Below are 19393 nucleotides of genomic sequence, written 5' to 3' on the forward strand. Positions count from 1 at the left end.
GGCCCCGGGGGGGGGCGCCCCCGCCCCGGCCGCTCCCGCATCGGACGCCGACCAGACGGTCGTCCAGGCCACCGCGGCCCTCGGCCGCGGGCAGTCCTGGTCCTCGCCCGACGGCAGCACCGTGCTGCACCAGCAGTACGACGGGCACGTGGTGCTGTACAAGAACAACGTCGCGATCTGGACGGCCGTCGGCAGCTACGGCGTCGGCACCTACTTCTACATGCAGGCCGACGGCAACCTCGTGGCGTACGACGCCGCCATGCGCGCGGTGTGGAACAGCCGGACGCCGTACCACCCCGGTGCGTACCTGGCCATCCAGAACAGCGGGAACATGGTCGTCTACTACGGCGGCACGCCGATCTGGTGGTCCAACTTCAGGCCCGGCGGCGGCACCGGACCGATCGACCCCGACCCCGAGTGCATCCCGACCACCCACCAGCTCTGCCCGTGAGCCGGTAACCCCCCGGACCCCGTGCCGCCGGCGACCAGCCCCCGTGCCGCCGGCGGCGCGGCCGGACCCGGGCGGGCGCGGCCGTGCCGCGGCTGCTGCCCGTCCGTTCCCGGTGGCCCGCCCGGCCGTTCCCGGCCGGGCCCGCTCAGGGCAGGATCGTGGGAACGAGGCCGCCGTCGACGCCGAGCGCCCGGCCCGTGGTCGCGGAGGCCTGCTCCGAGGCCACGTAGGTGATCATGGCGGCCACCTCGTGGGGCCGGATCAGACGGCCGATCAGGGAGGTCGCAGCCCGGCCCTCGGCCACGTAGCGCCGCTCCTGCTCCGCGGGGTCCAGCCCGGGGTAGAGCTCCTCGAACATCGCCAGCACGCCGTCGCTCATCGTCGGGCCGGGCAGCACGCAGTTCACCGTGACCCCGGTGCCGGCGACCTCCTGGGCGATGCCCCGGGCCACCGCCAGCTGCGCCGTCTTGGTCGTCCCGTAGTGGACCATGTCGGTGGGCGTCTGGACACCGGCCTCACTGCTCACGAAGACCACCCGCCCCCATCCGCGCCGGACCATCCGCGGCGTGTAGTGGCGGGCCAGCCGCACCCCGGAGAGCACGTTGACCTCGTAGAACCGCCGCCACTCCTCGTCGGGGATCTCGAACACGGGCTGGGTCGCGAAGATCCCGGTGTTGTTGACCAGGATGTCGACGTCGGGCAGTTGCCGGATCAGCTCGGCCGCCCCGTCCGCGGTGGCGACGTCGGCGGTGACGCCGCGGCCGCCGATCCGCCGCGCGGCCTCCGCGACCCGTTCGGCGTTGCGGCCGTTGACCACCACCTCGGCCCCGGCGGCGGCCAGCGAGCGTGCGGCGGCCTCGCCGATTCCCGCCGTCGAGCCGGTGACCAGCGCGGTGCGTCCACTGAGATCGATCTGCATCGGGCGAGTACCTCTCCAGAAGGGGCCGCCGTCCGTGGCGGCCGGGCGTCGGAACCGCGTGGGCGCCGAACCGGCCGGCACCGCTACGCCGGGCCGCCGTCCGTGCGGACCTCGGGGCGGCCGGGCTCGGCCCACCGGGTGTGGTAGCTCCCGGGCCGGTCGGTGCGGTGGTAGGTGTGGGCGCCGAAGAAGTCCCGCTGCCCCTGGATCAGCGCGGCGGGCAGGTGCTCGGCGCGCAGCGTGTCGTAGTGGGCGAGTGCGGCCGAGAAGGCGGGCACCGGGATCCCGCGCAGGGCGGCGGTGGCCACGACGGAGCGCCAGGACGGCAGGGCGTCGGCGATCTCGCCGGCGAACCGCTCCTCGGCGAGGAGGCTGACCAGGCCGGGATCGGCGGCGTGGGCGGCGCGGATCCGGTCGAGGAACGCGGCCCGGATGATGCAGCCGCCGCGCCAGATCCTCGCCACCGCCCCGAGGTCGATGTCCCAGCCGTACTCGGCCGCCGCGTCCCGGATCATGGTCCACCCCTGGTCGTAGGCGATGACCTTGGAGGCGTAGAGGGCCCGTTCGATGTCGGTGACGCCGTGGCCGGGCTCGTGCGGGACGACGTCGGGGCTGCCCGGGGCCAGTGGCCGGTAGGCCGCCCGCAGTTCGGACCGGGCGGAGGCGACCCGGGCGAAGGTCGCCTGGGCGATGGCGGTGACCGGGGAGCCGAGGTCGAGGGCGGTCTGCACGGTCCAGCGTCCGGTGCCCTTCTGCCCGGCCGCGTCCTCGACGACGTCGACGAAGGGCCGGCCGGTGTCGGGATCGGTGTGGGCGAGGACCTCGGCGGTGATCCCGATGAGGTAGGAGTCGAGCCGTCCCTCGTTCCAGGTCCGGAAGGTCTCCGCGATCTCGGCGGGGGAGTACCCGACGACCTCCCGCAGCAGGTGGTAGGCCTCGGCGATGAGCTGCATGTCGGCGTACTCGATGCCGTTGTGCACCATCTTCACGAAGTGGCCGGCCCCGTCGGTGCCGATGTGGGTGCAGCACGGCTCGCCGTCGACGTGGGCGCTGATCCGCTCCAGCATCGGTCCGAGGACGGCGTAGGACTCGGCGGAGCCGCCGGGCATCACCGAGGGGCCGAGCAGCGCGCCCTCCTCCCCGCCGGAGACGCCGCTGCCGACGAAGTGGATGCCGCGCTCGCGCAGGGCCCGCTCGCGGCGGCGGGTGTCGGCGAAGTGGGCGTTGCCGCCGTCGATGATCATGTCGCCGGGCTCCAGCAGCGGGGCGAACTCCTCGATCACCTCGTCCGTCGGACCGCCGGCCTTCACCATGACCAGCAGCCGGCGGGGGCGCTCCAGCGCGGCCACCAACTCCTCCGGCGACTCGGCCGGGACGAACGCGCCCTCGTGGCCGAACTCGTCGACGAGGGCCCGGGTCCGGGCCGGGGTGCGGTTGTGCACGGCGACCGTGTAGCCGTTGCGGGCGAAGTTCCGTGCCAGGTTGCGGCCCATGACCGCCAGCCCGGTCACACCGATCTGTGCGGACGTCTCCATGGCTTGTCCTTCCCTCTGCGACCCGCCCCGCACTCCGCGCGGACGGTCGGCCGACGGCGGCCGACGGCGGTCGGGGGCGACCGGCGGCGCGGGCGGTGGGCCCACGGGCGGTGGGCGTCCGGATGACCGGCGCGCGTGGCCGGCGCAGGCGAACGGGCGCCGGGGCGGCCGCTCTCCAGCGTCGCCGCCGGGCCGCGGGGGCCGCGCGGGGAACTCGCCCGTTCGGGTGGTTCCGGAAACGGTGGACCGCCGGCCCGCCGGGCGTGCGCCGGTGCATAGGGTGGGGGCGGAACCGGCCGCACCTACCCCGTGGAGATCCGATGAGTCCGAACGCTGTGCCCGCCGACCTGCTCCCGGTCGGGGTGATCGGCCTCGGCGACATCGCCCAGAAGGCCTACCTGCCGGTCCTCACGGCCCTGCCGGGGCTGGACCTGCGGCTGATGACCCGGGACGGCGCGAAGCTCGACCGCATCGGCGACTCCTGCCGGATCGCGCCGGACCGGCGGTTCACGGATCTCGGCGACCTCGTCGACAGCGGGATCCGGGCGGCGTTCGTGCACGCGGCGACGGACCAGCACGTGCCCATCGCGGAGCGGCTGCTGACGGCCGGCATCGACGTGTACGTCGACAAGCCGCTCGACTACACGCTCGACGGAGCCCGCCGGCTGGTGGACCTCGCCGACCGCACGGGCCGCTCGCTGGCGGTGGGCTTCAACCGGCGGCACGCGCCCGGCTACGCGCAGGCCAAGGAGCGGCCGCGCGACCTCGTGGTCCTCCAGAAGAACCGCGAGGGCCTCCCGGAGACCGCCCGCACCCTCGTCTACGACGACTTCATCCACGTCGTCGACACCCTGCGCTTCCTGGTCCCGGGGGAGATCGAGCACGTCGACGTCCGCTCGCGGGTGCGGGACGGGCTGGTCGAGCACGTGGTGCTCACGCTGGCGGGGGAGGGCTTCACCGCGCTCGGCATCATGAACCGGCTGTCCGGTTCGACGGAGGAGGTGCTGGAGGTCTCCGGGGGCGACTCCAAGCGCGAGGTGCGCAACCTCGCCGAGGTGATCGACCACCGCGGCCAGCCGACCGTGCGCCGCCGCGGCGACTGGGTGTCCGTCGCCCGCCAGCGCGGCATCGAGCAGGTCGTCCTCGCCTTCCTGGACGCCGTCCGCGCGGGCAAGGTGCTCGACGCGCACGACGCGCTGCGCACCCACGAGCTGTGCGAGCTGATCGTCGAGCGCATCGAGGCCGGCTGAGCCTCCGGCGGCGCCCCGCCCCCGTCCGTCCCCGCCCCCGTCCGTTCGCGTGGTGTCGCGGATCGGCCCGGGGGCAGGCCCTTTGCTGTTCCCGTGCACCCTTTATGCCTGATATTTACCTTGTATCCTTGAGGGCAACGCGTCCCGACCGCCCCACCGGTGGGCGGGGAGTGCGAGGAGTGCGGAGATGGCCGAGCCGGACGGATCCGGGAAGCGGGGGCGGCTGAGCCGCCCGCTGGTGCTCGCCGCGGCCGTCTCCCTGGCCGACCGGGAGGGGCTGGCCGCGCTCACCATGCGACGCCTGGCCGCCGACCTCGGGGTGGAGTCGATGGCGCTCTACCGCTACACGCCCGGCAAGGAGGCCCTGCTCGACGGCCTGGTGGAGGCGTTCTTCGCCGAGGTCAACGAGCGCCTGCGGAGCGCCGCCGGGTCCGCCGGCGGACCCGGGCCCGACGATCGCGCCGGCGCCGGCGCCGCACCGCCCGCCTGGCGCGCGGAACTGCGGCGGATCGCCCGCACCTTCGCCGCGGTGGCCCACGCCCACCCCGCGATCCTGCCGCTGGTGGCCACCCGGCCGCTCACCGTCCCGATGGCCCGCCGGCCGGAGCCGGTCCTGCGGCTCACCGAGCACATCCTCGCCGTGCTCGGCCGCGCCGGGTTCGACGACGCCACCGCCCTCGCCGTCTACCGTGCCTTCGTCGCCTGGAACCTCGGCTCCCTGCTGGTCGACAAGCGCCAGGTGGTCGACAACCCCGAGGAGCCTGAGCCCATGCTGCGGCTGGGCCTGCACCGACTGCCCGCCGCCGACTACCCGCGGCTGCGCGCCCTCGTCCCCCGGCTCGCCGAGTACGACGCCGAACGCGAGCTGGTGGCGGGCCTGGACAGCCTGCTCGACGGTCTGCCCGGCCCGCCCGGCGACTCCTTCTACGCCGACTTCCACTCCGACGGCACCGGCCTCCGCTGAGGACCCCCGGCGGGCCCGCACAGGGGTGCGCCCGCCGGGAGGCGGGCGCACCGGTGCAGTTCAGGCCCTCGTGAGGCCCGGTGGAGAAGGAACGGGGGGTGGCGAAGCGGGAACGGCCCGCCGGGACGGGCTCCCCGGGGCGGACTCCGGTTCGCGGCGCGGGTGCGCCGGTCGGGGGCGGTCGCCGGGGCCCGTTGATCCGGACGCTCCGGCTTCGGGGCGGCTGTGGGTGGCTCGTGGCGGTTCAGGGTGCGAGCCCGGGTGCGTCCGGCCCCCGCGTAACGCGGTCGGGTCCCGGTCCACCGGCCGCAGGGCCGTCGGCGCCACCGGGGGAGTGGCGACGGCTGCGGGCGGGGACCGGCGACGTACACGGGGGACGTACGCCTACGGGGCACGCTTACGTCGTATTCCAGTCTCCGCCCGCCCCGGCGCCAGGTCAAGGTTCGTGTGCGCCGGATCTTCTCGGCGCATCCCCGCCGCGGGCGCGGGCGCAGCGGCGGCGGCGTGGAGTGCGGTCGGACGGCGGCGCGCCGGCCGGGTCACCGGATGCGGATGGCGTGGAGCGGGTGGTGGGCGCGGCCCGGGCGGTGCCGCCGACGAGGACGGGGCGGCCGAACGGCCCGGATGTCTCGCGGAGTTCGCGCACGAGGGGGCGGTCGGGGCGAGGAGCGCGGGAGGTGGGCCCCGCGGTGCGCGGCGCCGGGGTCGCCGGGGAGGTTCACCGACGGCCCGCCGGCCGGTGCGGCCGACGGGCCGTCGGGGTGGTCGCGGGGTCCGGCCCGTCCGCCGGTGAGGGCCGGACCGCGCGGTGGGGCCGGGTGGACCGGCCGCGGAATCAGCAGGGCACGGAGGCCGTGACCGTCGCCGTCGAGGGCGGCCAGCCGCCGTTGTTCACGCTGAAGTCGGCGGTCACCGTGGAGCCGCAGGGCACCGTCAGGGTGAGCCCGTTGACGGTCGTGCCGCCGGTGGGCACCAGGACGGTCGGGTAGACGGGCGGCTGCGGGGGCAGTGCGGTCGAGGCGCCGGCGAGCCGGAAGCCGACGTTCTGGGCGACCCAGGACGGGCTGGTCGGCGTGACCTGGCCGTAGATGCGGGCCTGGGTGCCGTTGACCTCGATACAGGCCCGGGTCAGCAGGAAGCCGGGCGCGCCGGGGGTGCCGCAGGTGACGACGGGTCCGGGCGGGCCGGCGGGAGCGGCGGTGGCGGACGGGGCGGCGGTGGCGGTCAGTGCCGCCAGGAGCGCGGTGCCGGTCAGGGCGGCAGCGGTGCGACGGTGCATGGGGGTCCCTCCCTCGGGTGCGGTGCGCGCCCGGCGGGGTGCCGGGCGTGCTCTGTGACATGTCACATCGTCATGGGAAGGATGGTGGCATCCGAACGGCCTTCCGGTGTCCCGGTTCGGGCCGTTCGGTGGCCGAATGACCGGCGGGCGCCCCAGGGTTGGCCGGAACGGAGTGCCGGGTTCCCCCGCCGGCACGGCGCGCGGGGCGCTTCCGGGCCCTCGTGGAGGGTCCGGAAGCGCCCCGGGCCGGCTGTGCGCGGGTCCTCGCGGAGGGTCAGCCGGTGATGCCGCAGTACTGCTGCTGCTTGCCGATCGCGCGGTAGACGCAGTCGGCCGTCTCCACCAGGCGCAGCACGGCCTCCCGGTTGCGGCTGGTCTCGCGTCCGATCACCTCGTCGGGCGGGTAGAAGCCGCTCGCGCCGTTCGGTCCGGGATACATCTCGAAGGTGTAGGCGAAGATCCGCTGCGCGCCCCACAGCCAGTCGTCGATCGACCCGTCGGTGATGTAGAGGTCGCTCGACTGCTCGGGCGTGTAGTTGTTGGTGGAGGCCATGGACCGGCCGAGGGCGGCGAAGGTGTTGTACTCGTCGGTGCTCATGCCGGTGGTGGTGTTGGCGGTGGTCCAGCCGAACGGCCAGAGCACCAGCTCGCTGTAGGTGTGGAAGTCGATGGCCGCGGTGATCTGCTGCTTGCCGCCGACCACCCGGCTGCGGACGAAGTCGGCGACGACCCTGGTCTCCTTGGCGGACTCCGGCGCGCTGCCCCGGTAGGTCTCGCTGGAGGTGGAGCCGGAGGAGCCGCCGCAGCAGCCGAACTTGTAGTTCCAGTTGCGGTTGAGGTCGGTGCCGACGTTGGCGCTGCCCGGGTTGGGCTGGCGGTCCTTGCGCCAGCTGCGGTAGCGGCCGGTGGCGATGTCGTACTCGCCGCCGTCCGGGTTGAGGTCGGGGATCACCCAGATCTCCCGGCTGTTCACGGCGTTCGTGATCCGGCTGTCGGTGGCGTACTTGTCGCCGAACTCGTGCAGCAGGTAGAGCGACATCTCGACGGTGAGGTGCTCGCGGGCGTGCTGGTGGGCGGTGAACAGCACCTCGGGCTCGTTCTCGTCGGTGCCGACGTTGTCGCTGATCTTGACGGCGACGATCGGGCGGCCCTCGTAGGAGGTGCCGATGACGCGCTTGCTCATGATGTCCGGGTGCGCGGCGACGACGGCGTCCACGTCGGCCGCGGCCTCCGCGAAGTTGTGGTAGCCGGAGTCGGCGGACGGGAAGTCGTACAGCGCCGCGCCGAGCTCCTCCTGGCCCGGTTCGGCGCCGTAGCGGGGTCCCGGCAGCAGGACGGGCGCCCAGCCGAGTGCGCGCAGCCGGGCGGCCTCGGCGGGGGTGGCGGTGACGGTCAGCGAGTCGGGCCGGACGGCGTCGACCGATGCGCCGGTGGCGGCGACGGCGGTGCGCTCGGCGACGGTCCGGGGACCGTCGAGGCGGTACTGCCGGGCGCTGTCGGAGGCCGCGGCGGTGGCGGCGGCGTCCGGGGTGACGGCCTGGGCGGTGAGCGGCGTGGCGAGGGCGAGGGTCAGCAGCACGGCGGTGGCCGCGGCGGGCTTGCCTCGGCGGGGCAGTCGCATGACTGTCCTCCTGTGGGGGGTCCGTAGGGACGGAACGGGGGAGGAGGTGCGGCGCCGCGAGCACGATGCTCCGTCAATGTCATGCTTTCGTCAAGGAGTTGGACGGGCGGCGCGCGGGGTGGATCCGGGGCGCGCCCGGCGGGCGGCGCCCCAGGGTGGCGCCGACACCCTGTATGTGAAGGAAAAGTGAGGAGGGGGTATTGGCTTCGCGGAGGTGCCCCGCGTAGCGTGTGCGGGTCACCGTGGCAGGCGCGGTGGTCCAAGGGGAGGGATTGCATGAACTCGCTTGTTTCAAAAGCTCGTTGGTTGAGTTCCCTGGTGATCGCGGGAGTGCTGCTGGTGGCCGGCGCGGGCACGGCCGGCGCCCGGACGGACGACGGCGGCGCCGGGCCGGTGCGCGGCGTCCCACGGGTCGTGCAGCTGGGAGCGGGGGGCCAGTCGGTGGCGGTCAGCCCGGACGGCCGCAGGGCGTACGTCTCGACCGCGTCGCGCGGCAGGGGCGCGGGCCTGGCGGTGGTCGACACGCAGAGCGGGGCGGTCACCGCGCATCTGCTGCTGAGCGGGGGGTACTACGCGGTCGCCGGCGGGGTGGCCGTGAGCCCGGACGGCTCGCGGGTGTACGTGCTCTACGGGACCGGCTACGGCACGCCGGTGTCCCTGCTGGGCGTGGTCGACACCGCGACCAACACCCTGGTCGCCGGCGTCGCGCCGCCGGCCCAGACCACCCCGCCGACGTTTCTGCCCGGCAACCTCGATGCGCTGACCGTCAGTGCGGACGGCTCGCGGGTGTACGTGACACAGTTCGGCCCGTCGGCCCCCCAGCGTCCGACCCAGGCGGGAACCCGGGTGCTGCAGTTCGACACCGGCCCGCAGGCGTTCACCGGCGCGGTGACGCTGCCCGGGGCATTCACCGGATCCGTCGTCGCGCGGCCGGGCGGCGGGGACGTGTACGTGGCCGCCGGCGGCCTGACGCACCTGGACACCAGCGGCGGCAGCCCCGTCGTGGCGAACACCAACCCCGCCGTCGGCGGCTCCTTCGCCGGCCTGGCCCTGTCCCCGGACGACACGCGGCTCTTCGGCGTGGACGGCGCGGGCCGGGGCTTCACCGTGGACCTCGCCACCGACGCCGTCACCGCGAGCTACGCCATCACCCCGGGCCGGTGGCTGCGGACCTTGTCGGTGAACGCGGCCGGCACCCGGCTGTACACGCTCACCCAGGACGGCTCGCTCCTCGCGATCGACACCGCGACCAACGCCGTCGCTCCCGGCGAGGGCGTCCCGGGCCTGAACGCCTCGGACGTGGCGCTGGGTCCGGACGGGCACACCTTCTATGCCGTGTCCGTCGCCAGTCTCCGGATCATCGGCTTCTGACCCTCTGCGGTCCGCCGACCCCGGGTCCCGGGGCGGGCACGGGTCCCGGGGCGGGCGCGGGTGGCCCCGCCCCGGGACCCGAAGGGTCAGCAGTACTTGAAGGAGCTGATCCGGTCGTTGATCCACGACGGCACGGCCGGCCACTTCTCACGCGGGCCGATCCTGAACTCCGCGCCGCCGTACCCGTTGTGCTCGTAGAAGCAGACGCCGCTCCCGGTGTTGTTCACCACGGAGGACGTGATGTCCTGCATCCCCGTCCACAGGCCGCCGCTGCGCTCCAGCTTGCCCAGGTCGGTGATGTTCTGGTCCGAGGCGATCGCCCCGAACTTGTGGCCGCCGGTCGCGCCGACGAAGTCGTTCTCGGACCAGAGGCAGACGTAGTTGGCGGGGCAGGCGCCGGCGCCCTGTCCGATGCCGAGCAGTGTGGTGGCGCTCGCGGTGTTCGCCGCGGTCAGGATCAGTCCGGTGGCGGCGAGGGCGCAGAGGCCGAGCCTTGCCGTCTTCCTGGGAGGCTTCATGTCGTTCCGTTCGGTTCGGGGGTCTCGTCGGTACCCGGGGGGATCGTGCGGAGGGTCGGCGGCGAGGGGTCAGCAGTACTTGAAGGAGCTGATCCGGTCGTTGATCCAGGAGGGGAGGGACGGCCACTGCTCGTGCGGGCCGATCCTGAACTCCGCGCCGCCGTAGCCGTTGTGCTCGTAGAAGCAGATGCTGCTCCCGGTGTTGTTCAGCACCGAGGAGGTGATGTCCTGCATGCCCTTGTCCCCGGCGGACGTGCGGGCCAGCTTGCCCATGTCGCCGATGTTCTGGTTCGCCGCGAACGAGCCGAACTTGTGGTCGAGCGGGAACTTGCCCTGGATGAAGTTGCCCTCCGACCAGAGACAGACGTAGCCGTTGGGGCAGGACCCGGCTCCGTGGCCGATGTCGAAGACGGTGGTGGCGCTCGCGGACGTCGCCGTGGCCATGATCAGCCCGGTGGTGACGGCGGCGACGGACAGTCCGAGCCTGGTCGTCGTGCGCTTCGTGAACACGGTCGCTCTCCTTCCGGTCCCGGCGCGACGGCGCCGGTCCCGTGGTTCGGTTGGGTGGTCCGGCCGCGTGGTCCGGGCCGGTCCGGGCCGGTCGGCGCCGGCCGGGGTGCGGGGGCCGGGCAGGGCCGTCAGCAGTACTTGAAGGAGCTGATCCGGTCGTTGATCCACGAGGGGACGGAGGCCCACTGCTCGTGCGGGCCGACCTTGAACTCCGCGCCGAGGTACCCGTTGTGCTCGTAGAAGCAGATGCCGCCGCCGGTGTTGTTCACGACCGAGGAGGCGGCGTCCTGCATGCCCTTCCAGCGGAACAGCTTGCTCTCGAAGACGAACTTCCCCATGTCCGAAACGTTCTGGTCCGAGCCCACGGCCCCGAAGTCGTAGCCGCCCGCCGGGTTCCCCCGGATGAAGTTGTTCTCGCTCCACAGGCACACCCAGTTGGCGGGGCACTTGCCGGCCCCGGTCTGGATGTCGGTCAGGACGTTGGCGCTCGCGCTCGTGGTCGTGGCGGCGAGCACCCCGGTCAGCGCGGCGGCGCCCACGGCGAGTCGCAGCGCCGTCCTCCGCAGGTTCGTCATGATCTCCTCCGCTCTCCGCGCGGGCCTCGGCCGGCGCAGGTGCTGGCATTGCCAGGGGCGTTGCCCCGGGGTCGTTCCCGGAGCACCACCACCGTGCCGCGGACGGTGTCGGGTGAGCATCCGTCAGATGACTGTCCGTGGGACCTGCGTCACCGTCGCGGTCACCGTCGCGGTCACCGGGTGCGCGAACAGAGGAGCGGGACCGGAGCCGCGGGGCCGGAGCCCGCGGGACCCGAGCCGCGGGCGGGTCAGCCCCGCGCCGCCCGGCGGTAGTGGTCCAGGACGTCCTGGCGCAGCAGCTCGCCGAAGCCGGCGCCCTCCAGGCGCAGTCCGAGCTGGGCCTCGGTGATGCCGAGGGCGCCGGCCGCCGCCGGGAGGTGCCAGTCGTGGGCGGCGAGCCGGTCCAGCAGGTGGCCGCGCCGGACCTGGGCCTCGGAGAGCCGGAAGGTCTTGAGGTAGGCGACGCGGCCGTGCTCGTCGGTGATCGCCTCGCCGATGTGGTTCTCCCGCTTGGGCCGGAACTCCGGCAGGAACCGGGTGAGCGCGAAGCGGCCGAGCCGGTACACCCGCCGCGGCCGGTACGCGGCGTCCAGCAGTCCGCCCGCCATGGTGCCGTCGTGGAAGGCGGCCCAGGCACGCTCCTGCTGCTCGACGGCGGCGCGCAGGCCGGCCGTCGAGGTGATCGGGCCGCTCTGGCGGAGGTCGGCCCGGAAGTCCGGGACGGGCGCGGAGAGCAGGGCGTAGTGGTGGATCAGCTCGCCGTAGAGGTCGAGCAGCAGGGTGCGGTGCAGGGCACGGTAGTCGTCGGGGTGCGGGACGGCGAACGCCGCGGCGAGGGCGTCCGCGACGTACACGACCACGCCGCACTGGCCGGGGTGGATCTCGAACACCCGCAGCGCGTCGGCCAGGCCGCGGACCTGGTCACCGCCGTACGCCTCCTCGGCGCGCGGGGACAGGCCGCGCCGCAGGGCACGCTCGGACCACTGCTCCCAGGCGACGGACGGGCCGCCGAAGTGCAGCGCGAGGTACCCCTCCAGGGCGAGGTGCAGCGGCAGGAACCGCAGCCGGGTGCGGCCCTCGCGCTTGGCCATCCGGCGCGGCACCCGGACGGGGACGCGCTCGGGCGGCGCGGCGGCCGGGCCGCCGTGCCGACCGGCGGCCGGGTCGAGCCGGGTGCCGTAGGCGGCGGCCGGGGTGCCGTCCCGGGTCCAGTCGGCGACGAACCCGTGCGGGACGTAGGAGACGTAGTGCCCCCGGCGGCCGACCGGCACGGCGGCGTACTCCGCCTCGTACAGCTCCTGGTGGAGCCGGAGGTCCCCGATCGGCTCGCCGCGGACCAGCGGCACCAGCCGCACGCCGCCCCACACCTGGGCGGGCCGGGCCTCCAGGCCGGTCAGGTCGAGGCGGAAGCCGGGGGACGGGGCCGCGGCGGTCACCGGACGGCCGCCCGTCCGCCGGCCAGGAAGCGTTCGGTGCGGGCCGCCAGGTGCGCCGTCAGCTCGGCGAGGCCGGTGCGGCCCTCGGCGAAGCGGGCGAACTCGACCAGCACGGGCAGGTCCTCGGCGTCGCGCAGCCCGGCGGTCGGCACCGTCGGGGCGAGCCGGCGCACGTCGAAGCCCTCCGCGTCGTAGACCGGGTTGAGGTGCACGATGCTGACCAGGCGCTCCGGGTCGAGCCGGGTGCGCCACACCCGCAGCACCTCGGCGGCCAGGCCGGGCGGGGCGTTGTCCCAGCCGTCGGAGACGATCAGCAGCCGCTCCGGCGAGGTTTCGAGCGCGTCCACGAGACGGCGGCCGAGCGGGGTCGGGCCGGAGGGCCGGGCGAGCAGCGCGTCGGTGCGGCCGGAGGTCCACAGCGCCGTGTACTCGCCGGCCAGCTCCGCGAGCAGGAAGTGGCAGGCGAGCGCGGCGGCCAGCGGCCGGCGGCGCTTCACGCCCGAGCCGTACGCCGACCAGCTGTCGTCGAGGACGGCGGTGACCCGGCCCCAGCCGCCCGGGGCCGCCCCGGCCGCGCGCACGGCCCGGCGGGCCGCGCCGCGCAGGGCGTCGGTCAGCTCGGTGCGGCGGGCGCGCCGGTCGGCGGGCGGCAGGGCCAGCACGTACGAGGCGAGCCGGGTCAGCGGCATCCGGGAGAGGTCGGTGGCCACCGCGCCCGCGGCGCCGCGGGCGCGCGCGGACTCCTGGAGGCGCAGCCGCTCCAGGGCGGTCAGCCGCGGCGCGATCCGCTGCAGGAAGTCGGCCCGCGGGATGCCGTGCCGGTGCGCGAAGGACTCCGCCACCGTGTAGGGGAGTTCGTAGACGGCGGACTGCTGGTGGTGGGCGCGCCGCCAGGCGTCCAGCAGCGGCGCCCGGTACGCCCCGCGCCGCCGCGGGGCGTACAGGAAGTCCCCGGTCTCCGGCTCGGCGGGCCGCAGGTGGGTGTGGCGCAGCGCCCGCTTGAGGCCGGCGCGGTACTTGACGGCGTCGAGCGTCTGGTCGGGGCGGCCGGCCAGCCAGTCGCGCAGGATGGCGCGGGTGCGGCGGTTGTTGACCCTGGCGCGGCGCAGCTCGCCGATCAGCCGGTAGACCCGCTGCGGCGGCAGCAGTTCCAGCCGGCGGGCGATCAGCAGGCCCTCGGTGCGCCGCTGCTCCGGATCGGCGTCGCGGGAGCTCTCCAGCAGCCGGCGCACGATCAGGGCGGCGTTGTGGTCGTTGATGTCGAGGGCGAGCGCGGCGGCGTACGGGCCGCGGTGGTTGACGCACATGTAGGTGTGCAGGAAGTCCAGCGACAGCCGCTGTTCGGCGGCGCCGCCGTGGAACTCGCGCTGGCCGGTGCCGGTGATCGCGGCGTTGACGAACAGCAGCACGTCCTCGGCCGCGACCAGGTCGCCGTAGGTCTCCATCCTCCCGCCCCCCGTCCGGCCGTGCCGCGCCCCGTGTCGATGTGGGTCGCCGGCCGGGGAATGGGGGCACGAACTGCGAATCATTGCGGTAGAAGGCACGTTCCGGAAGTCGCACCGGAGTCCCGCGGCCGGCCGGACGACACTAACACCGGACGGCGGCGGGGGCGCAGCCGTTTTCGCGGGCGCGGGCCCGCCCCGGCCGCCGTCCGTACGGCCGGGGCCGCGGGGCCCGGGCCGGGGCCGCCGCAGGTCCGGCGGGGTCAGGCGCGGTCAGGCGGGGGCGCCCCGCAGCTCCAGCGTGCAGCACTTCACGCTGCCGCCGGCCTTGAGGAGTTCGGTGACGTCGATCCCGATCGGCTCGAAGCCCCGCGCGCGCAGCCGCGCCGCGAGCCCGGTGGCGGCCTCCGGCAGGACCACCCGGTGGCCGTCCGAGACGGCGTTGAGGCCGAAGACGGCCGCGTCCTCGTCGGTGGCGAGCACGGCGTCGGGGTAGAGCGCGGCGAGGGTGGCCCGGCTCTGCGGCGAGAACGCCGCCGGGTAGTACATGACCTCGTCGTCGGCGAGCACCGCGAGCGCGGTGTCCAGGTGGTAGTAGCGCGGGTCGACCAGCTCCAGGGTGACCACCGGGCGGCCGAGCACGCGCTCCGCCTCGGCGTGCGCCCGCCGGTCGGTCCGGAAGCCGGTGCCGGCCAGGATCCGCTCCCCGACGAGCAGGTGGTCGCCCTCGCCCTCGTTGCTGAACCCGGCCTGCACGACCGTCCGGTAGCCGCGGGCGCGGAACCACTCCAGGTGGGCGGGGGACTCGTCGGCGCGCTCGGGGTGGTGGAACCGGGCGACCAGGGCGGTGCCGTCCACCACGGTCGCGCCGTTGGCCGCGAACACCATGTCGGGCAGGCCGGGGACCGGATCGATCAGCTCGACGGTGTGGCCGAGGTCCCGGAAGAGCGCGTACAGCCGCTCCCACTGGGCCACGGCGCGGGCGCCGTCGGTCGGCTTCGCGGGCTCCATCCACGGGTTGATCGAGTAGTCGACCGTGAAGTGGGCCGGACGGCACATCAGGTAGTGGCGCGGGCGGGCGGTGCGGGACACGGGCGGTGGTCTTCCTTCCGGCGGGGTGGTGCGGAGGGACCGGACGGGGCGGGGTGCGCCCGCGGCCGGCGGGGTCCGGTGCCGGGCGCGTGGCCGGTCGCGCGGTCGCGCGGCGGCTCCGGCGGGGTCCCGGCGGGGTCGGTCGTGCCGAGCGTGCCGGGCGCGGCGATCGTGGACATGGCCGCGACGTGCACGGTGACCGGACGGCGGCGGTCCAACGGGGTTCGCCGGCCCGGGCCGGCGGGGCCGGGCCGGCCCCGGCGACACGCGGGCAGGAACGTGCCTGCGGCGGTGCCGAGCGGTGCCGCGGTGCACTGGCCCGGCAGGGCAGGCCGTCGAGCGGGAGGTGCCGGATGGGGACGACGACAGGGACCGGGACGGGGACGGGGACGGCGGAGGCCGGACCGGTCCGGGTGCTGGACGTCACCGGCGCGGACTACCGCCGGGCGTTCGAGCTGTTCCTCGCCGGGACCGACGAGAAGCCGCTCACGCACGCCCGGCTGAGCGAGGTCGTGGCGGGCCTCGGCCGCCGGCGGGTGCTGCTGGACGTGGGCGCGGGCGAGGGACGGACCACCGCGCACCTGGCGCAGTACTTCGAGCGCACGGTGGCCGTGGAGCCCAGCGCGGCGATGCGCGAGAAGCTCCGGCAGGCCTGCCCGGAGGCCCTCGTGCTGCCGGAACCGATCGCCGCCGCCCGACCGCCCGGGCCGGCGGACCTCGTGCACCTCTCGCACGTGCTGTACTACGTGCCGCCGCAGGACTGGCCGGCCACCGTGCGGCGGGTGCTGGACTGGGTGGCGCCCGGCGGGACGCTGCTGGTGGTGCTGCAGAACCCGGAGAGCCCGTGCATGCGGATGGCCGCGCACTTCACCGGCGTCCGCTACGACCTGGGGCCGCTGGCCGAGCGGCTGGCGGAGGGGGAGCGGGGCGGGGCCGCCGGGTACGCGTGCGCGCTGGAGGCGCTCGACCTGCGCTACCGCACCGACCGGCCGGCGGAGGCGGTGGACGTCGCCGAGTTCATGGTCAACGTCGCGGACCTGGCCTCGATGGACCCGCTGCCCGCGCGCGCCGACCTGGCCGCGTACGTCGAGCGCCACTTCGCCCGGCCCGGGGGCGGCTACGAGATCGGCCACACCCAGGACATGCTGACGGTCCGCCGGGCACCGTTCTGACCGGGGGCGGCCGCGACCGCGGGCCGGGGTGTGTCGGCCGGCCCGCTCAGGCCTCCGCCGCGCTCCACCGGTCGAGCGTCCCGCGCGCGTCGTCGTAGGTCAGCCAGGTGCCGTCCCCGAGCGGGCGGACGTAGCTGTCGACGGGTCCGTCGGGGTACCGGACCACCCCGCGGATCTCCAGGGTGCGGGCGTCGAGCAGCCAGTGCCGTGCGCGGTCCGGATCTCCGTCGGAGTCGATCGTCGAGGCGATCACGGTGTCGGCGTCCACGAAGCCGCAGCCGTGGTCCCAGCAGGGCGGGTCCTCGTCGTCGGCGGGCGGCTCGGGTTCGCGGCGGGCGACCACGGTGCCGTCGGGCGCGTGCAGGCCGAGGTCCGCGCCGTACTGGTCGACGGTCAGGAACCCCGGCGGGCCCGGGGGGACGTCCGCCAGGAGGCGGTCCAGGTCCCGGCCGAGCTGCCGGCCGGTGAGCTCCGCGCCGTCCCAGCGGGCCCAGTGGACCAGGACGCCGTCCTGCCCCATGCCGACGCAGAGGCCGACGTGCCTGCCGTCCGGGTGGGCGAGGTGCTCCGAGCCGGCGGCGGCGCTGTCCGGCAGCGGCAACCGGGCCAGCTCCCGCCCGTCCCGGGCGTCCAGGACGACCCGGTGTTCCGGGTCGTCCGGCCGGTGCGGAGCGGGCAGGACGTGCGCCCACACCACCCGGCCGTCGTCGGAGACGCGGCAGGAGCCGTGTCCGCGGCCGGCTCCCGGCCCGTCCGCGCCGCGCGGGTGGCCGCTCTCCGCGCCGTGCCCGCCGTGTCGGTACTCCCACAGCGTCTCCCCGCCCCGGCCGACGGCCCGCACCGCGTGCCGCCCGGGGAACACCGCGAACGAGCCGTCCGGGCTCACCGACGGGACGCCGTGCTCCCCTTCGGGCCACGGCGGCGGGAAGACGGCGGGTGCGCGTTCCCCGGCCAGGACGTCGTCCAGCCGGTGGACCTCCAGGCCGTGCCCGGTGCGGAGCAGCGCGCGGTGCGCGGCACCCGCGCGGCTCTCCAGGGCCCGGCCGTGGACCAGGGCGCCGCCGCCGGGCAGCCGGACCGAGTCGCGCAGATGTGCGGTGATCGCCATGGTCCGACGGTAGTGGCCGCCTCCGACACGTCCGGCCGCGGGGCCGGTGTGCGGCCCTCGGCCGGTCAGCCGGCGAGCCCGCTCTCCGCGGCGGTGTGGGCGGAGGCGAAGGTGAAGGCGCGCGGGGAGGGCCCGTTCGCCCGCAGGTCCGCCAGCCGCTCCAGCGCCTCGTCGACGGTCGGCAGGTGTCCGGCGGGGACCCACCAGAGCACCAGGTGCGCCCGGACGTGCCGGGCGAACCACTCGCGCCGGCGCCGCATCACGTCCAGGTGCCCGCTGCGGTAGGTGAAGTCCCACAGGGCCTCCGGGGACTCCCACACCGACATGTTGACGATGACGTTCTCGCCCGCCGGGCGCAGTCCGGTGGCGTCGCCCGCCCCGTCCTCCACGAGCCGCCAGACGAAGCCGGGCGCGCCCTCGGCCGTGGCGTTGACCGGGTCGAGCAGCGCGACGAAGGGGGCGGTCCGGGGGTCGTCGAGGGGGCGGGTGAGCGTGGCGACGTTGAGCTGGGCGAGGTGGGCGGAGGGGGCGGGGCGGTCGGCTGCGGCGGCGGGCACGGAGGCGGTCATGGCCTCATCCCAGCACGGCCCCGTTTTCTATGTCAATCGTCATTGTTTTTAGAAGGCTCGACCACCACGCAGCACGCGCCCGGCCTGGCGTCCATCCGCGCGCGGAGCGGACCGCCGGTGCCGAGCAGCCCCTCCAGCAGCGCGAGGTTCATGCCGCAGACGAGCGGCGGGAAGCGTTCGGCGACGGCGTGGAACGGGCAGTTGCGCATCCGGACGGCACGGGTCCCCCCGCCCCCCTCCTCCAGGTGCGGCTCGTAGCCCCGCGCGGTCAGTGCCGCCAGCGCCGCCCCGAGATCGCCGCAGGGCGCGTCCGTGCCGCGCAGTGCCTCGCCCCGGCGGCGCGCGGCCGCGCAGAGCCCGGCGTCCAGTCCGGCCTCCTCGGCGGCCTCGGCGAGCAGTTCGGCGGCGGTGCGGTAGTCCCGGGCGGGCAGCGACACGGACCGTTCGGCCGGGGTCCGGGTGTACACCTTGGCGGGCCGCCCCGCCCCGGGGCCCGAACGGCCCGTCAGCCGGCGGCTGCCGCTCTCCAGCAGTCCGGCCCCGGCCAGTCGGTCCAGGTGGTGCGCGGCCAGCGTGCGCGCCACCCCGGTCGCCTCGGCGGCCTCGTTGCGGCCGACCTCGCGGCCCTGGGCCACCACGTACTCGTACAGGCGGCGGCGCACCGGGTCCTGCAGCAGCGCGATCGCGTCGATGTCCTCCATCCGGTCATTCTAAGAACAACACGGATAGGGCATAGAAGCGGCGCCCGTTCAGACGTAGTGGCCGCCGGTGACCTCCGGCAGCGGGTCCGGCACCGGCTCCAGCAGCTGCGGGCCGTCGTTGCGGACGCTGTTGACCGCGGTGGCCACCGGCCGCACCAGCAGCTCGCCGGCCGGGGCGTGCAGCAGGCCGCGGACCTCGCCCGGGTCGGTGACGGCCGGGTCGAGCCAGGCGTCCACCCGGTCCGCGGTGAGGGTCACCGGCATCCGGTCGTGGATCCGGCCGGCCGCGTCGGTCGCCTCGGTGGTCAGCACCGTGCAGGTGACCAGCCATGCGCCCGGGTCGTCGTCCCCGGTCACCGTGCGGTCGCGCCAGAACTCGTACAGACCGGCCATCAGCAGCAGTCCGCCGTCCGGCCGGTGCAGGTAGTAGGGCTGCTTGTAGGTCTTGCGCCCCTCGGCGGCCGGGACCGGCCGCCACTCGTAGTACCCGTCCGCGGGCACCACGCAGCGCCGCTCCCGGAACGCCTTGCGGAACGCGGGCTTCTCGTGCGCGGTCTCCACCCGGGCGTTGATCATCCGGGCCCCGGCGCCCGGGTCCTTCGACCAGGACGGCACCAGCCCCCAGCGCAGCGGGCGGACCTGCCGGGTGATCTCCCCGGTCCCGCGGTCGACCCGCTCCACGACCCCGGCGACCAGGTCCGTCGGAGCGACGTTCCACGACGGCGTGAACGTCTCGGACGGCCACACGGACGCGCGCAGCAGGCCGGCGAGGTCGGGCGGGGTGGTGGTGGAGACGAAGCGACCGCACATGCGCCCCATCCTGCCTCCCCGCCGCCCCGTCCGTCACGTGCTTCACGTGCTTCACGGCTCTCGGGCCCGC

19 protein-coding genes are annotated in these 19393 nt (G+C 75.2%); 5 read left to right on the top strand and 14 right to left on the bottom strand.

Going from position 1 to position 19393, the window contains the following annotated elements; genetic code table 11:
• Positions 1-451, top strand: a 451-nt coding sequence (locus tag ACFCX4_RS07060; protein ID WP_376139572.1) for a hypothetical protein, incomplete at its 5' end; no start/stop codon positions are given.
• Positions 452-596: 145 nt separating this feature from the next.
• Here ACFCX4_RS07060 and ACFCX4_RS07065 read toward each other — a convergent pair.
• Positions 597-1370 (bottom strand): SDR family NAD(P)-dependent oxidoreductase, encoded by a 774-nt coding sequence (locus tag ACFCX4_RS07065; protein WP_376139573.1) that lies wholly within the window; start codon positions 1368-1370, stop codon positions 597-599.
• A gap of 83 nt (positions 1371-1453) precedes the next feature.
• Positions 1454-2905 (bottom strand): NADP-dependent phosphogluconate dehydrogenase, encoded by a 1452-nt coding sequence (gndA, locus tag ACFCX4_RS07070; RefSeq protein ID WP_376139574.1) that lies wholly within the window; start codon positions 2903-2905, stop codon positions 1454-1456.
• 320 nt (positions 2906-3225) lie between these two features.
• Here gndA and ACFCX4_RS07075 point away from each other — a divergent pair, with 320 nt between their 5' ends.
• Positions 3226-4155 (top strand): Gfo/Idh/MocA family protein, encoded by a 930-nt coding sequence (locus tag ACFCX4_RS07075; RefSeq protein WP_376139575.1) that lies wholly within the window; start codon positions 3226-3228, stop codon positions 4153-4155.
• A 187-nt stretch (positions 4156-4342) separates the two neighbouring features.
• Positions 4343-5119 carry a TetR/AcrR family transcriptional regulator gene (locus ACFCX4_RS07080; protein ID WP_376139577.1) on the top strand — a complete coding sequence of 259 codons (777 nt, stop codon included), beginning with the start codon at positions 4343-4345 and terminating at the stop codon, positions 5117-5119.
• Positions 5120-5954: 835 nt separating this feature from the next.
• Here the strand turns inward: ACFCX4_RS07080 and ACFCX4_RS07085 are convergent.
• Both ACFCX4_RS07085 and ACFCX4_RS07090 read right to left on the bottom strand, forming a co-directional pair.
• Positions 5955-6398, bottom strand: coding sequence for a hypothetical protein (locus ACFCX4_RS07085; protein ID WP_376139579.1), 444 nt, complete (start codon positions 6396-6398; stop codon positions 5955-5957).
• A gap of 274 nt (positions 6399-6672) precedes the next feature.
• Entirely contained in the window at positions 6673-8019 is a 1347-nt protein-coding gene (locus ACFCX4_RS07090) for a M14 family metallopeptidase (protein ID WP_376139580.1), read from the bottom strand.
• 276 nt (positions 8020-8295) lie between these two features.
• Here ACFCX4_RS07090 and ACFCX4_RS07095 point away from each other — a divergent pair, with 276 nt between their 5' ends.
• Entirely contained in the window at positions 8296-9390 is a 1095-nt protein-coding gene (locus tag ACFCX4_RS07095; RefSeq protein WP_376139582.1) for a YncE family protein, read from the top strand.
• An 86-nt stretch (positions 9391-9476) separates the two neighbouring features.
• On the opposite strand, the gene ACFCX4_RS07100 is transcribed toward ACFCX4_RS07095, so the two are convergent.
• From ACFCX4_RS07100 to ddaH, 6 genes are all read right to left on the bottom strand, one after another.
• Positions 9477-9908 (bottom strand): peptidase inhibitor family I36 protein, encoded by a 432-nt coding sequence (locus ACFCX4_RS07100; protein ID WP_376139584.1) that lies wholly within the window; start codon positions 9906-9908, stop codon positions 9477-9479.
• A gap of 69 nt (positions 9909-9977) precedes the next feature.
• Positions 9978-10418 (bottom strand): peptidase inhibitor family I36 protein, encoded by a 441-nt coding sequence (locus ACFCX4_RS07105; RefSeq protein WP_376139586.1) that lies wholly within the window; start codon positions 10416-10418, stop codon positions 9978-9980.
• A 128-nt stretch (positions 10419-10546) separates the two neighbouring features.
• On the bottom strand, positions 10547-10993 hold the full coding sequence (locus ACFCX4_RS07110) for a peptidase inhibitor family I36 protein (protein ID WP_376139588.1): 447 nt from the start codon (positions 10991-10993) through the stop codon (positions 10547-10549).
• 248 nt (positions 10994-11241) lie between these two features.
• The gene (locus tag ACFCX4_RS07115; RefSeq protein WP_376139590.1) at positions 11242-12429 is read right to left on the bottom strand and encodes a hypothetical protein; all 1188 of its coding nucleotides are present in this window, start codon (positions 12427-12429) and stop codon (positions 11242-11244) included.
• A complete protein-coding gene (locus tag ACFCX4_RS07120) occupies positions 12426-13874 on the bottom strand; it encodes a hypothetical protein (protein ID WP_376139591.1) in 1449 nt (482 codons plus the stop codon). Before ACFCX4_RS07120 ends, ACFCX4_RS07115 begins: the two co-directional genes overlap by 4 nt.
• A 270-nt stretch (positions 13875-14144) precedes the next feature.
• Positions 14145-14930, bottom strand: coding sequence for a dimethylargininase (ddaH, locus tag ACFCX4_RS07125; RefSeq protein ID WP_376139637.1), 786 nt, complete (start codon positions 14928-14930; stop codon positions 14145-14147).
• A 386-nt stretch (positions 14931-15316) separates the two neighbouring features.
• Between ddaH and ACFCX4_RS07130 the strand changes: the two genes are divergently transcribed.
• Positions 15317-16135 (top strand): class I SAM-dependent methyltransferase, encoded by an 819-nt coding sequence (locus ACFCX4_RS07130; protein WP_376139593.1) that lies wholly within the window; start codon positions 15317-15319, stop codon positions 16133-16135.
• 46 nt (positions 16136-16181) lie between these two features.
• Here the strand turns inward: ACFCX4_RS07130 and ACFCX4_RS07135 are convergent, their stop codons facing one another.
• From ACFCX4_RS07135 to ACFCX4_RS07150, 4 genes are all read right to left on the bottom strand, one after another.
• Positions 16182-17243, bottom strand: a complete 1062-nt coding sequence (locus ACFCX4_RS07135; RefSeq protein ID WP_376139595.1) for a hypothetical protein — start codon at positions 17241-17243, stop codon at positions 16182-16184.
• 65 nt (positions 17244-17308) lie between these two features.
• Positions 17309-17812 (bottom strand): DUF3291 domain-containing protein, encoded by a 504-nt coding sequence (locus ACFCX4_RS07140; RefSeq protein WP_376139597.1) that lies wholly within the window; start codon positions 17810-17812, stop codon positions 17309-17311.
• A gap of 32 nt (positions 17813-17844) precedes the next feature.
• Positions 17845-18513 carry a helix-turn-helix transcriptional regulator gene (locus ACFCX4_RS07145; RefSeq protein ID WP_376139599.1) on the bottom strand — a complete coding sequence of 223 codons (669 nt, stop codon included), beginning with the start codon at positions 18511-18513 and terminating at the stop codon, positions 17845-17847.
• Positions 18514-18561: 48 nt separating this feature from the next.
• The gene (locus tag ACFCX4_RS07150; RefSeq protein ID WP_376139601.1) at positions 18562-19323 is read right to left on the bottom strand and encodes an SOS response-associated peptidase; all 762 of its coding nucleotides are present in this window, start codon (positions 19321-19323) and stop codon (positions 18562-18564) included.
• Between the last annotated feature and the right edge of the window lie 70 nt (positions 19324-19393).

This window comes from Kitasatospora sp. NPDC056327 (assembly GCF_042261735.1).
Lineage (GTDB): Bacteria > Actinomycetota > Actinomycetes > Streptomycetales > Streptomycetaceae > Kitasatospora.